Source organism: Propionicicella superfundia DSM 22317, from assembly GCF_000423465.1.
Lineage (GTDB): Bacteria > Actinomycetota > Actinomycetes > Propionibacteriales > Propionibacteriaceae > Propionicicella > Propionicicella superfundia.
Window position 1 is genome coordinate 115506 of sequence record NZ_AUIA01000012.1, and the last position, 14129, is coordinate 129634.

Below are 14129 nucleotides of genomic sequence, written 5' to 3' on the forward strand. Positions count from 1 at the left end.
AATGATCACGCACGAGTCCGCGTTCGAGGCCAACATCGAGGCCCACCTGCTTGCGAACGCCTGGTCGGCTGTCCAGCCGGCTTCCTACGACCGCAAGCGGGGCGTGTTTTCTGATGAACTGGTCGCGTTCGTGCAGGCGTCCCAGCCGAAGGCCTGGGCCCAGTTGGTCGCCCGACACGGGGGCGAGGCGATGGCCAGACAGAACTTCACGAAGGTCGTCGTCGATGCCCTGGATCATCGAGGCACGATCAGTGTGCTGCGTGATCAGGTGAAGGATTCCGGCGTCCATGTGCGGTTGTGCTACTTCAAGCCGGCGAGCGGTCTCGATGACGCGCAGGTGGCACGGTACGCGGCGAATCGCCTGGCGGTCGTGCGGCAGTTACACCATTCCGAGTCCGACCAGGCTGACTCGCTGGACCTGACGTTGGTGGTGAACGGCATCCCGGTGGCGACGGCGGAACTGAAGAACCCGCTGACGCATCAAAACGTCGAGCACGCGATGGCGCAGTACCGTTCCGACCGCAACCCGAACGACCTGATCTTCGCCAAGCGCACGCTGGTCCATTTCGCGGTCGATCCGCACCGGGTGGCGATGACCACGCGGTTGGCGGGGCAGGAGACGGTGTTCCTGCCGTTCAACCAGGGCACCGCAGGCGGCGGGAGTCCGGGGGCGGCGGGGAATCCGCCCGCGGCGTCCGGCAGCTACCAGACGGCCTACTTGTGGGAGGAGGTGTGGCAGCGGGACGCGTGGCTCGACCTGCTGGGCTCGTTCGTCCACGCGCATGCCGGGGGCGTGTTGTTCCCGCGTTACCATCAGTGGCACGCGGTCCGGGCGATCCTGGCGGCGACGTACACCGACGGTGCCGGGGTGGATCGGCTGGTGCAGCACTCGGCGGGGTCGGGGAAGTCGAACACGATTGCGTGGACGGCGCACAAGTTGTCCCGGCTGCATGGCCCGGATGACCAGCCGATCTTCGACAAGGTCGTGGTGATCACGGACCGTAAGGTGTTGGACCGGCAGTTGCAGGAGACGGTGGCCGGTTTGGATCACACGCCGGGCACGATCGTGCGGATCGATGAGAACTCCGCCCAGCTGAAGGCCGCACTTGAGGGTAACGCGGCGCGGATCATCATCACGACGTTGCAGAAGTTCCCGGTGGTGGCGGCCAAGGCGGCGGAGGAGGCCGCGGCCGGGGAGGCGTCCGGGGTGGTGGGGCGCCGGTTCGCGGTGATCGTGGACGAGGCGCACTCCTCGACGTCGGGGGATGCGGTGAAGCAGCTCAAGACGGTGTTGAAGGGCGGCAACGCGCTTGCGGACGCGGAGGCGTCGGAGTTGTTGGCGGATGAGGCAGCCGATCCGGACGCCGCGCTGCTCGCGAGCGCGGTGGCGAGGGGCAGGCAGAAGAACCTGTCGTTCTTTGCGTTCACCGCGACGCCGAAGCCGAAGACGCTGGAGACGTTCGGGCGCCTGGACGCCGACGGGCAGCGGCGTCCGTTCCACACGTATTCGATGCGCCAGGCGATCGAGGAGGGGTTCATCCTCGATGTGCTGGCGAACTACACGACGTACGCGACGTACTACAAGCTGGCGAACGCGCACCCGCGCAACGATCCGGAGATGAACGCGTCCAAGGCGAAGGCGGCGTTGGCGCGGTTCGTGTCGCTGCACCCGTACCAGTTGGAGCAGAAGGCCGAGGTGATCGTCGAGCACTTCCTGCAGAAGACGCAGGCGAAGATCGACGGCCGCGCGAAGGCGATGGTGGTGACCCGGTCCAGGTTGCACGCCGTGCGGACCAAGCAGGCGCTGGACGCGTACATCGCCCGGAAGGGCTACGACCAGGGCGCGTATCCGCTGCGGACGCTGGTGGCGTTCTCGGGGACGGTCACCGACCCGGACGCGGCCGGTCTCACGTGGACCGAGGCGGGCATCAACGGGTTCTCCGAGCCCCAGCTGCCGAAGAAGTTCCACGGCGACGATTGCCAGGTGCTTGTGGTGGCCGAGAAGTATCAGACCGGGTTCGACGAGCCGTTGCTGCACACCATGTACGTGGACAAGAAGCTGGCCGGGGTGAAGGCCGTGCAGACGTTGTCGCGGCTCAACCGCACCCATCCGGGTAAGCAGGACACGTTCGTGCTCGACTTCGCCAACTCCGCCGAGGAGATCAAGGCCGCGTTCGAGCCGTTCTATGAGGAGTCGTTCGCGACCCCCACGGACCCGAACGTGCTCTACGCCATGGAGCACGACCTGCTCGCCGCCCAAGTCGTGTCGGCCGAGGAGATGGACGCCGCCGTCGCGGCCCTGCTGTCGGAGGACCCGGCCCGCCAGCCGGAGATCTATGGCAACCTCGACCCGGCCGTGGGCCGCTTCGCAGCCCTGGAGGACGATGCCCAGGAGTCGTTCCGGACCACGCTGCGGCACTTCTGTCGGGCGTACGCCTTCGTCGCCCAGGTGATGCCGTTCACCGACGCCGATCTGGAGCGGCTGTTCCTGTACGGACGCCTGCTGCTGCTCGAGCTGCCGCCCGGAGACACCGACCCGACGCCCCAACTGAGCAAATCGGTGCAGCTGACTCACCTGCGGATCGCCGTCACCTCCGACGCAGCGATCGCCCTGACCGCGTCCGACGAGCCGGGGACGGCCCTGCCCGGCGCGGGGAAGGGGCCGCAGACCGAACCGGTGATGGACAAGCTGTCGGCGTTGATCTCGGCGATGAACGACAAGTACGGCGCCGACCTCGGCGAAGCCGACAAGGTGTGGGTCGACCAGCAGTGGGTCGTGGTCAAGGGCGACGACGACATGCGCGCCGTAGCCGAGAACAACGACAAAGGCCAGTACCGACTCGTGCTGGAACAGAAGATCAAGGACCTCCTTGTCGACCGGCACGAGAAGAACGGCATGCTGTTCGACCTGTTCTTCGCCAACCCCGATTTCCAGGTCTCGCTGGTCAACTACCTGATCGGCACCTACGACGAGTTCCGGCGAGAAGTTGTCGGGTGAGGACGATAGCGTCGAATCATGGGAGGCAAACAGCTACGACTGTTTCTCGTCGACGGGACGCCGGGGGGCCTCACGACGGCCCAGATCATGAACTGGACCGGACAGGTTCTCTCCGGACGCCGCTCCGACCTTGCGGACCTGCTGAGGCGCCCGGAAGCCCAACGCCCCGGCGTCTACTTGCTCCTGGGCGACGATGAGACCGCGATCGGGGGCGTTCGGTGCTACGTCGGCGAAGCCGAGGACGTCGCCGATCGCCTGCGGAACCATCAGCGCAACAAGGAGTTCTGGGACCGGGTGGTGGTCATCACGTCCACCGATGAGAACCTGACCAAGGGCCACATCCGCTACCTCGAGGCACGCTTGATCGAGCTAGCGACCCGGGCCGCTCGGGTCGAACTCGAGAACGGTACTCAGCCACCCCGCGCACCACTGCCCGAGGCCGATCGGTCCGACATGGACTACTTCGTCGACCAACTGCACGTCATCCTGCCGGTGCTGGGGATCAACGCGATCCGGGTGCGTGAGCAACAGCCACTCGTCGCCACCGCGGCGGCGGACCAAGTCTCGCCCATCTTCCGGCTCACCCACTCCAAGCTCGGGGTGGACGCCCGCGCCCAGCAGGTAGACGGCGAGTTCACGATGCTCGCCAGCTCGGTGATTGTCGCGACAGTTCGCGAGAGCGCTCGGTACTCCCCAAGCACGGCCCGCGCGTACGCGTCCTACAGGGCGTTGCACGAGAAGCTCGTCGCCAACGGCACCATCGTCGTCGAAGACGGACACGGACGCCTCACCCGCGACGCAGTCTTCTCCTCGCCCTCAACCGCGGGGGCCATCGCCCTCGGGCGCTCCTGCAACGGGCGCGACGCGTGGATCTCTGCTGACGGCGAAACATTCGGCCGCTGGGAAAGCCGAGGCGTGGAGTAGGAACAGAGCCGTGCACACGGAGTCCCAATCGATGGCGAGGAGGTTTGCATGAGTTCCGGGTCGGCGGTGATCGGTCCCTTCTGGGGTGGACTCGAGTCCCGTCACGCAGGACGCTATCCGTTGTCCGTCGAGCGTCATGCCCTGGTCCAAGTGGCTCGCCTGCTCCCCGGGGTGACGACCGTGACTCCCCACGCTCGCTACTTCACACTGCACGCGCTCGTCGCCCACGAGGCCCACCGGCGTGGCCTCGTTGCGGCCGAAGCCCAGGAGCTTCTGCGGCGCGCCGAGGTGGTTCTGGCCGCCATCACGCTGAAACACGGGGCACATCCGGGCATGTCGGCCCCCCACGGCGCGGACATCATCCGGGCGGCGATGAGCTCCGGTTCGCTGGACATCGCCCAGCTTTCTAGGCCTGGGACCTACGCCCAGGCCAGCTGGGGCTTCTGGGGCCCGTATCGAGGCTCCGAGTCATTGCTGGGCCTCACCAAGTGGGAGGCGTCCAACATCGCCCCGGGCGTTGGCCTCAAGCTCGACGAGGTACGTGTGGCTCTCGAACCGGTCTTGGACTTGGCTGCCCATGATGTCGTCGACAACGGGGATCTCGGGGCTTGCCTGGGATGTTGCCTGTGTGGATGCGCGGACGCCGCTGACGGCAGGCTGCTTCGCGGCCTCCTGGTTCCGACGAACCCAGATCCCCGCTCCAATGGAGGGCGGAGGTCAGCCACCATTCGCTTGATCCTGCGAATCCTGCAGCTGCACGAGGTGCGGTCGGTCACCCGAGACGCATGGCCGATCCTGGCCTATGACCAATCCCTGACCGATGACCCCCTATGCGCATCACTCGACATCGCTGACGCTTGGCGGGGAGTGGTTCTACGAAACCGTTCAGTGCTCGCTTGGCGGGACCTGTGGGCGGAGCTAGTGAACTCGATCGCAGGGCTCACCACGATCGCCAGCTTGGGTGACGTTCTGGCTGAGGCCCTGCCATCGGGGACCATCGATTCCTACTGCGAGTCGTTACCCGACGTCGGAGATCGGGACAGGCTCCTGCCAGCGGAGATAGACCCAGCATTAGTCGCGCGAAACGTCCTTGACCGCTCCCTCGCCCTGCTCCTGCTGGGCGGATCACGAGTGCAACGACTGCCGGACCGCGTCGCGGCCTACTTCCAAGATCCCAGCGAAGGGATGCAGGAACTGGCCCCCTCATGGGTGGCGGAGTGGCGGGCAGAGTGGAGTGCCCGGTCTCTGCCCGACTTCGCGCGCTGGCTGGTCGGGGTCCTGGTTGCCCGGTCGCAAAGGATCGCGCTGATGAAGGCTTCGTTCTCCCGGAAGTCGGGAACCTTCCGGGTGCCGGCGCGCGTGTTCGTCCGTGACGGCCTGATCTTCAGGGACAGCAGCGAAAGCGGAGGGGCCGTGAGCCTCCGGTGGGATCAATTGACCTCGGTGATGGCGGGTGCCGGGCTCTGCTTGGCATCACGCAAGGACGAAGCGCTTGTCTGGCGTCCAACCCAACGCGGAGAGGCGCTGCTCGGATGAATCCGGACACGGTCCAGCAAGTAGCGAATCCGCTGCCGTTCCTCCTCAACGAGGAAGCGCACGGCGACCACCAAGCCACCGAAGCGGTATTCCTGACCTTCAACGCCGACCCGGGCTTCTTCGAAGCTCGCATCCTTGGCGCATGCGTAAGCGCCGGCGCACGGGTCTGTCTGATAGGCGACGGCTCGGTGTGGAACCCGGATCCGTACGCCACCAAGCACGCCGGGAGGGACTACCACATCGGGTTGGTCACGCGACCCGGCGCCTTCCACCCCAAGCTCGTGTTGCTGGTAGGCCCGAAGAGGGCCCTCGTGGCGGTGGGGTCCGGCAACGTGACCATGGGCGGCTGGCAGCACAACGCAGAGACCTGGACCATCCTGTATGGCGATCTCGTCGAAGCACCCGCAGCAATGGCTCAGATCGCCGACGTGGTTGACGACATCACTGGCGAAGGGGTTGACCTTCTGGCAGCCGAGTCGCTGACCCGGGCGTCCAGACAACTGAAGGCGCTCCTGGCGGGCTGCGCGAACGTGCTCGACTCGGGCCACCAGATTGTATCGAGCACCAGAGGCCCCATCATCGAACAACTGCCGACAACGAAGGCGGAGGAACTCCGGCTCTACGCGCCGTTCCACGACGACGCGTCACGAGGGGTCGCCGCGGTCATCCAGCGGCTGCGACCCAGCCACGTGACGGTCATGGTGCAACCTGGCTGGACGGTGCTCAACCCCACTGCCCTGGAGCAAGTCCTTCGAGCGAGTCACGTCGACTGGGAGATTGTGGAAGACGCCGAGTTGTCCCGTACAAGGCTGCGATACCGACACGGCAAGCTCATCGAGTGGACCACGCCGGACGGGCAGGTCTTCGCACTGACTGGTAGCCCCAACCTGTCGTATGCAGCGCTGTGCGCGACGAGCGGAAGTTGAGTCCCGCATAGTGGTGTAGCGCGGTTCCCGTGATCCTGTTGTTCGGCATGTCGCCGGACGTGGACGCGGTCATCGCGTGATCCTTCGAGTGAACCTCTCACAGCACTCTCGAAAGGAAACATCCACGATGACCGCTCCTCATATTGTCGACCCTGGCCGGCTGCTTGGCGAAGCCCTGTCCGACGCGTCACCGGACCTGATGCGCCAGCTGTTGGCGACGGTGATCAACGCGTTGCTGTCCGCGGAGGCGGACGCGATCTGTGGCGCCGAGTGGGGTCAGCCCAGCCCTGATCGGACCGCGCAGCGTAACGGGTACCGGCACCGCGAGCTGGACACCCGGGTCGGCACGATCGACGTCGAGATCCCGAAGCTGCGGACCGGGACCTACTTCCCGGAATGGCTGATGGAACGGCGTAAGCGGGCCGAGTCGGCGCTGATCTCGGTGGTGGCGACCTGCTACTTGCTCGGCGTCTCGACCCGCCGGATGGACAAACTTGTCCAGTCTTTGGGGATCACCAGCTTGTCGAAGTCGCAGGTCTCCAGGATGGCGGCCGACCTGGACGCCCAGGTCGGCGCGTTCCGGACCCGCCGACTCGATGATGCCGGGTCGTTCACCTTCGTGGCCGCGGACGCACTCACGATGAAGGTCCGCGAAGCCGGCAGGGTGATCAACGCCGTGGTGCTGGTGGCGACCGGGGTGAACGCTGATGGGCACCGCGAGGTTCTCGGGGTGAAGGTGGCCACGTCGGAGACCGGCCCGGCGTGGAACAGCTTCTTCGCTGACCTGGTCGCCCGCGGCCTGTCCGGGGTGATGCTCGTCACCAGCGACGCTCACGCCGGCCTTGTCGAGGCGATCGCGGCGAACCTGCCCGGCGCGGCCTGGCAACGCTGCCGCACCCACTACGCCGCCAATCTCATGTCGGTGTGCCCCAAGAGCAGCTGGCCTGCGGTGAAGGCCCTGTTGCACTCGGTGTACGACCAGCCCGACGCCAAAGCCGTCCACGCCCAGTACGACAAGATGCTCGACACCCTCGACGGCAAGCTGCCCGACGTGGTTGACCACCTCGACGCGGCCCGGGCCGACGTGCTCGCGTTCACCGCCTTCCCCAAAGAGCTGTGGCGACAGATCTGGTCGAACAACCCCAACGAACGCCTCAACCGCGAGATCCGGCGCCGTACCGACGTCGTCGGCATCTTCCCCGACCGCGACAGCGTGACCCGGCTCGTCGGTGCCGTCCTGGCCGAACAACACGACGAATGGGCCGAAGGCCGCCGCTACCTCGGCCTCGACGTCCTCGCCCGCTCACGCATGAGGCCCGCACCCGCCACCACGACCACCGAGGTCACCCTGCCCGAACTCGAGGAGGCCGCAGCATGACCCGCCGACCCAAGATCCTCGCCCAAGGACCCGGCTACACCCAGGCCGAGTACCTGACCACGCTGGCCGCCGGCCACGAGACCGGCTGGTGGGACGAAAACGGCGTCCCCGCACCCTGGCCCGACGACTTCCTCGACCCCCCACAGCGGCTGGCACACCGGCACCCTCGACCCCGTCATCACACTCAACCCAGGAGAACAACCCTTCTGACCCGAGCTCTCGAAGGATCAGCGGCTACACCACTTCCGGGGACTTGACCCGAGCGGAAGCGGTAACACCGAGATTGCCATTCTTGCCCGGGTCCAGGAATCGCTCTTCCCTCCATGCGCTCCGCTGAGCATCGCACAGGTGCCTCGCGTGAGCATCTCTGGCCCTGAGGAACAGAGAGCGGGCGCTCCAGCAGCACATCCGCTCCTGCTGTCGGCGGTGATGACCGGTTCGGATCTGAGCCTGACGCTGAACCGCCCTCTGGCGTCACCGGGGGCGCTCGAGCTGTCCCTGCGAAGCGAGGCTCCAGGCATCTGGTCAGCGCTCGGGCAAGTGCCGGCCGGCACCTCGACGCCAATCGTGCGGGTGGCAGACCCCGTCCCAGCCAACAGCCGCCTCAGACTGCTCTCGTACGATGCCGAGGGCGCGGAGCATGCTGGCCGGCTCGTCTTCGTGACCGACAAGGTCAGCGTGAGCCGACGTCAGGTCGTGACGATCAAGTCTCGAACGACCACCATCAAACCGAGTGACTTGTTCGGTTCCGACTTGACCGTCATTGCGGCCCTGGCGAGCGACTTGGCGGACCTCGCCAGCGATCTCTCGGCCTCCAAGGCTCCCCGAGTGACGCCCGGCTCAGACGCCCTCCCCGGGCAGCCCGAGCCTGCACGGGACACGGACTCCAGCGATTGGCTCTGGTGCCAAGAGCAAGCCGCGGCCCACCACGGCCGGTCTCTGGCCGCGTTCGGGCTCGGCATGCCAGCACCTCCAAGCACACCCAATGGTGAACACCTGGCTTGGGAGGACACTCTCGTCGAGGATGCCGAGGCAGGGCTGTCCGACGACACAGCGGAGACCGTCGACGCCGACCCAGACGTTGTGGACGAGACGCCGCTGGATCCACCAGATCACACCGGTGATCATGATGACATTCGTATCGCGCGCCGCCGCCGGATCGCCAAGTGGGCCGACGTGATCAACACCGTGCCGGTGGCCTCGAGCCTGATTGTCCTTCGACTGTCCATGATCTGGTGGTCGGCAGGTGATTGGGACGCAGAGGATCCAGAACCTCAACGCGTCATCGCCACGATGCTGAAAGCCATCTCGCGGCGCGATACGCGCAACATGAAGGAAGTCGACGAGCGGGTTGCCAGCCTTGGTCTAGTGGCGCTAACCCTGATGCGAGATAGGGTCGATCTGACCATACGAGACGAGAAGGCGCTGCGGTTCCTCCGACTTCGCGACGAGCTCGCCTACTGGGTTCTGGACGCACGCCGCGACCTGGTGGAGGAGTACTGCAAGCTCCTGAGAAGACCTTCCGGCATGCCCGTTGATCCCGAACAAGTCATGGAGAACGTCGCCGAATGGTCACAGGAAGACCCCTACGCGGACGTCGTCGCTGACTTGGAGAGCGCTGGATACTCGGTCACTCGTCCCGGAAAGAGACTCCTCTGCGTCTCCGGCGACTTCCGCGATCCTGATCGCGTGGCCCGATTGGCAGCGGGCCATGTGCCGGAGAGCAGCCTGCCGATCGGGGTGTGGGCAGTCAGCCAAGTCGGCAAAGGATGGGCCCTCGTCATCTGGGATCGGCCGAACCTCGTCAAAGCCGTCAACTCCGGCACGGCCCCAACGCGCTGGCGTCACCAACAACTGGGACCACTGCTCGGCCCCATCACCTCGATGGAGGATGGAAGCCATCTGGGCCTTGTTCGACACGGACGGCTTGTGGACGCGCCACTCATTGCACACGAACTAATGGGGGAGCTCGGCGTCGCTTCACCGCACCCGCCCGCGGAAGGGCTTCTCGGTGTCGCAGGTGCAGATCACGTCCTCAGCTGATCCGACGTGACTCATGCTCGAAGTTGTCCGGAGGGTCAGGTAAGGAAGGGCCGCGTTTCGGACACGGCACCACAAGAGAGATATCAATCCCATGTCTGATCTGACGACCGATCGGCATCAGATAGCTGAGGATGATGAACGCCGCGATGATGATCGGGGACGGCCAGCGTCCGGCCTGAGCCTCGAGAACGACTGCGATGGTGCCGACGACGAACCGGGTGCGCCAGGCGAACTGGACCATTGGTATCCAGGCGACGCGGCGTCCGATCGCATGGGCGAGGCCGCGGACGAAGTCCCACGGGATGGTCCAGACAGCCCAGAGCAGGTCGAATCGGGTGTGGCCGTGGTGGAGACGTCCGATGCCGTGGGCGATTAGGGCGGCGACCTGGTGGGCGGTGATCTGGTTGGTGCAGTAGGCGGCCACGACGTCCCGCCGCAGGAGGACGTGGTGGCGTCCGGCCGTGCCGACAGGCGGACCGTGGCTGACGATCCGGAGACGGACGCCGTCGGCGTCGGCCTGGTGGGTCGCGTTCCGCCACGCCACGGCCAGCCGCGGCGCCTCAGCGGGAGTGGCGCGGCGAGCGCGGTAGAGGAACCGGACCGCGGTGTCCTCGCCGAGTCCGGCTGCGAGCACCGCGCCGATGACCAAGCCTCCGACAGCGAGCACGAATCCAACGACCGGCGGCAGTGCGGCGATGATCAGCAGCCAGAGCAGGCTGCTGATGAGGACGTCTGGGACGACGACGGCGGCCTTGAGCAGCAGGCTCCTCAGGACGGTTCGGGGCCGGTCGGTCGAGATCGGATAGGTCATCGCTCGTGGTCCTGGTCGTCGAACAGGCAGGGGTGGTCGTCGTCGGGGCGGTATCCCTGCTCGCTGATCACACTCTGGGCTGCCTCAAGGAGGGAACCCAGTTCCGTGGCCACCCGGAGCGCCTGGTTGAGGAGCAGCACGGCTTCGGTCACGGACGCCGCGGGATCGCGGCGGTGGTCGTACACGTCGAGGACGTGCAGGGACTCCTCGAGGCCGCGGGCGAGCTGGGCGCACGCCTGCGGGAGGAGATGGCCGATGCCCTTGAGTTCGCCCAGTACCCGGTAGAGGGTCGGGGCAGGAATCGGTCCTTGGTTGGTGAGGTGGTTGATCGCGCGGAGCGACTCGTAGGTGAGTTCGGGCCAGCCCGCCACGTACTCGCCCTGTTCGGTGAAGCCGACCAGGGAGCGTCCTCCGTGCAGCCGGCTCTCCACGTTGACGACCGTCATGACCGGCCCCCGTCCGCGTCTAGCTCGGCGAGTCGGCTGGCTTCCTTGAGGGTGGTCTCGCCATCGATCCAGGTGACGACGTCGGCGAGAGTGAGTCCGTCGGCGAGCATCGCCGAGATGGCGGCGCCGGCTTGGCGTTCGAGGGCGTCCCGCTCGCGGAGGGCGACGATCAGCGTGAGGGCGGCGGCGTCCAGTCGCTTGTCGCGCTCGGCTGCCTGGGCGCGGCGCTTGGCCTGCGCGGCGATCGCCGCCTGCCGGGCGGCGCGGCGGATGGATTGCCCGCTCGTTCTGGCGTCGGTCATAGGGGCCGGCTCCCTTCTGGTCGGTGAGTCCTCTCACCCTCCAGAAGTGAGCCAAGGGTCCGTCCACGGACAGTCCGGCGACGAATGGCGACCACCGCCGCGCACGTGGGCGGAGGACGGCCTCAGGTCCGGGGGGCGGCAGGCTGTCCCTTCACTCGCGGGGAGGCCTCGGGGAGTTGCCACCGCAAAGCGGTGATGTGATCGGGCTCGAGGGACCGGGCGGGGTTAGGAGCTTGAACAGCTTCTTGGGCCAAACGACGGCGACGTCGCGGATCAAGAAGTCCCCGCCGATCAGGGGCCAGTCGGCGTCCACGCAACACAAGGCCCCGCGCACACCCATGACGACGTTGCCGTTCTCGATGGGCTCGTCCGCACCGTGAACGAGGCCCGAGTGGACCTCGCCGAGGCGGCGCGTGCCAGTTCCGACCGTGACGCGCACAGCTGGTCGCGGCCGCCGCAGATCTTTCGGACGGCGCTCGACCGGCTGCTGGCCCGGAGGTGGACGACGTAGGACCCTTTGTCGCCCGCTCGCGCGGCCGTGCGTCAGGGGAGATCGTCGAACAGGCTGGTCTGGCCCGGCAGGGGCTGGGTTCCGGCGGGGCGACGCCTCGGCTTCTGCGGCGCGATCGTGGCGGTTTCCAGCTTCGGTAGGAGCCTGTCGGCGATCTCCTGGTGAGTGTCCGCCGCGCGGAGCCCCACGCGTTTGACGTGCCAAGTGCCGGTCTTGTCGCGGGTGGTGAGTCTCGCCGCGTACAGGATGCCCATGGCCGACTCCACGTCGTCCACGGTGCAGCGCCCGTACATTGTCCGCAGGTGGTCGGCGATGGTGCGGGTGCCCGCAGTGAACACGGTGCCGCGTCCGCCGGCGAGGCTGGGGAACACGCTCGCCCAGAGCCTGGTTGCCAGGTACAGCGGGGGGATGGGGTCGTTCACGAACGGCTGGGTGACCTTCACGCCCTGGAACATGTGCGGCTTGATGTTGAGCGCCTCGTCCCAGTCGCCGTAGTTGGGATGACGCCCGTTGTCCTTGTGCAGGGCGCCGTTGGCAGGGAAGGGCCAGAACGTAAACGTGTACCTGTCCGGCTGCTGTGAGAACGCAACGAGGACAGGCCGCCTCGGGGGCTTGAACGCGTGCCCGGCCGCGTCGAGACGGTCAGCGTAGACGCGTTTTGCGGCCGACGGTGCAAGGTCGAACGGGGACAGATACAGCACGTCGCAAACGCTGACCGGGCTGGTCGTCGTCGGTCCCGAAGGGAGCCGGTCCAGCCGCGAGTAACGGTCGAGCTGGCGGCACAGCTTGTCGACCGAGTTGTCGTGGAGGGCGATGTTGGCGATCTCGGCCGCGATGCCCGTGCCGTCCTTGAACAGGATGGTGAAGTCGGGGGTGGCCTTCTTCCCGTCGGGGCCGGCCAGGTTCGGGAACCGTTCGAAGTGGGCGACCGTTGGGGGCAGGGTGGCGCTGCTCGGGTCGCTGAACAGCCATTGGTAGGCGGAGACCACGTCGACGGACCGGTCGTAGAGCCGGTAGGCGTCGAGCAGTCCTTGGATCTTGGCTTGCGTGAACTCCCCCTCGTCCCGCGGCATGGGCCTACCCGACGGGAGCGCGCAGGTCGTCGAGGCTTACCGGTTCGACCGGGGGCGGGTCGGCGATGGCGACCGCGCCGAGCCGTTCGCCGAGGTACTGCGCGACGCGGGCGAGCGCGGTCGCGGACGCCCGGTACCCCGGATAGAGGTCGATCCGGTCGGGCCGTGTCACCATCACGTCGAAGTTCGAACCGTCCCGCTCGTCCGTTGCCGCAAAGTGCAGGTAGGGGTTGCGGTGGAACACGGCCACCGACACGTCCGGAAGCGACTTCGTGATCGTCAACAGCTCCCCGGTCTCGGCGGGCGTGTTCAGCATCTCCAACGGGAGGAATACTGACACGGGCCGGACGGTCTGCTGCGGGCGGCGCGCACGCCCGGACAACAGCCCCTTCCGGCGGGCGGTCGCTTCCTCCAGTCGGGTGAGCACCTGGTCTGCGAACACGCCGAAGTCTCCCGAGTAGAGAGTCGCGCCGGCAAGCCGACGAACGTGCACGTGCATGGTGGACGACACCATGAGCTCCAAGGTGCGGACCGAGGCGCCGAAGTCCTCGGTCTCCTCGATCAGGTCGAGGTGGGACGGACGGAGACGGTTCTCGCGCTGTTTGAAGCTGCGGTTCACCGCGGAGCCGTCCTCCAGCTTGCGCGCGGACATGCGGACAACCTCCACATCCCCGAACTCCGACAACCGGTCCCCGATGGCGGAGAAGTCGTCGTGGTCGAGGTAGCAGCGGGACACCGTGGACGACGCCGCCACCCAGTTGCTCACGTTGCGCCACTGCCGGTGCGTCGCAGGCAGCCCGCTCGCGAGCTCGAACACGCCCGGAAACTGCGTCGGGAACGCGCCGACGACCCACTGGCCCTCGTGGTCGCGCAGGTGCAGGAACACGTTAGGACCGGACTCCACCCGCTCGACCGAGGCGACGCCCCTCGGCCGGATGCTGTCGAACGGGTGCCCCTCGGACGTGAACACGGTCTCGAACGTGGCGACCGTGTTCCGGCTGCCGCTTACAGCGCACGCCTGCGCGTACAACTCCGAGAGCCCCTCCGGCCGGTCATTCTGCGAGCTCATGGCAGCGTCCAACGCCGCCAGTTCCGCCATGGTTGGGTCCCCTCCCGGTAGTGCTGCCATTCAACCAGATCCGCGCGGTGCCGAGCGGGTGAAACGGGGACCTACGGACAGC

11 protein-coding genes are annotated in these 14129 nt (G+C 66.8%); 6 read left to right on the forward strand and 5 right to left on the reverse strand.

Annotation, left to right across the window (positions count from 1 at the left end):
• Window position 1: 1 nt before the first annotated feature.
• The 6 genes from G555_RS0101450 to G555_RS0101475 all read left to right on the forward strand — a co-directional run bounded on the left by G555_RS0101450 (window position 2) and on the right by G555_RS0101475 (window position 9805).
• Window positions 2-2998 (forward strand): type I restriction endonuclease subunit R, encoded by a 2997-nt coding sequence (locus tag G555_RS0101450; protein ID WP_028707502.1) that lies wholly within the window; start codon window positions 2-4, stop codon window positions 2996-2998.
• Window positions 2999-3016: 18 nt separating this feature from the next.
• Window positions 3017-3922 (forward strand): GIY-YIG nuclease family protein, encoded by a 906-nt coding sequence (locus tag G555_RS0101455; protein ID WP_028707503.1) that lies wholly within the window; start codon window positions 3017-3019, stop codon window positions 3920-3922.
• A 48-nt stretch (window positions 3923-3970) separates the two neighbouring features.
• Window positions 3971-5458 carry a hypothetical protein gene (locus G555_RS0101460; RefSeq protein WP_036920596.1) on the forward strand — a complete coding sequence of 496 codons (1488 nt, stop codon included), beginning with the start codon at window positions 3971-3973 and terminating at the stop codon, window positions 5456-5458.
• Window positions 5455-6384, forward strand: a complete 930-nt coding sequence (locus G555_RS0101465) for a phosphatidylserine/phosphatidylglycerophosphate/cardiolipin synthase family protein (RefSeq protein ID WP_028707505.1) — start codon at window positions 5455-5457, stop codon at window positions 6382-6384. Before G555_RS0101460 ends, G555_RS0101465 begins: the two co-directional genes overlap by 4 nt.
• Window positions 6385-6511: 127 nt before the next feature.
• Entirely contained in the window at window positions 6512-7762 is a 1251-nt protein-coding gene (locus G555_RS0101470) for an IS256 family transposase (RefSeq protein ID WP_028707506.1), read from the forward strand.
• Window positions 7763-8119: 357 nt separating this feature from the next.
• Window positions 8120-9805, forward strand: coding sequence for a hypothetical protein (locus tag G555_RS0101475; RefSeq protein ID WP_156887372.1), 1686 nt, complete (start codon window positions 8120-8122; stop codon window positions 9803-9805).
• Here the strand turns inward: G555_RS0101475 and G555_RS0101480 are convergent.
• The 5 genes from G555_RS0101480 to G555_RS0101505 form a co-directional block, all read right to left on the reverse strand.
• Window positions 9798-10616 carry a hypothetical protein gene (locus G555_RS0101480; protein ID WP_028707508.1) on the reverse strand — a complete coding sequence of 273 codons (819 nt, stop codon included), beginning with the start codon at window positions 10614-10616 and terminating at the stop codon, window positions 9798-9800. The two genes, G555_RS0101475 and G555_RS0101480, sit on opposite strands and share 8 nt — an antisense overlap.
• A complete protein-coding gene (locus tag G555_RS17190) occupies window positions 10613-11062 on the reverse strand; it encodes a hypothetical protein (RefSeq protein WP_051208172.1) in 450 nt (149 codons plus the stop codon). Before G555_RS17190 ends, G555_RS0101480 begins: the two co-directional genes overlap by 4 nt.
• Window positions 11059-11364 carry a hypothetical protein gene (locus G555_RS0101490; RefSeq protein ID WP_028707509.1) on the reverse strand — a complete coding sequence of 102 codons (306 nt, stop codon included), beginning with the start codon at window positions 11362-11364 and terminating at the stop codon, window positions 11059-11061. Before G555_RS0101490 ends, G555_RS17190 begins: the two co-directional genes overlap by 4 nt.
• Before the next feature lie 543 nt (window positions 11365-11907).
• On the reverse strand, window positions 11908-12948 hold the full coding sequence (locus G555_RS0101500) for a hypothetical protein (RefSeq protein ID WP_028707510.1): 1041 nt from the start codon (window positions 12946-12948) through the stop codon (window positions 11908-11910).
• Between the two features lie 4 nt (window positions 12949-12952).
• Entirely contained in the window at window positions 12953-14017 is a 1065-nt protein-coding gene (locus G555_RS0101505; RefSeq protein WP_156887373.1) for a hypothetical protein, read from the reverse strand.
• Between the last annotated feature and the right edge of the window lie 112 nt (window positions 14018-14129).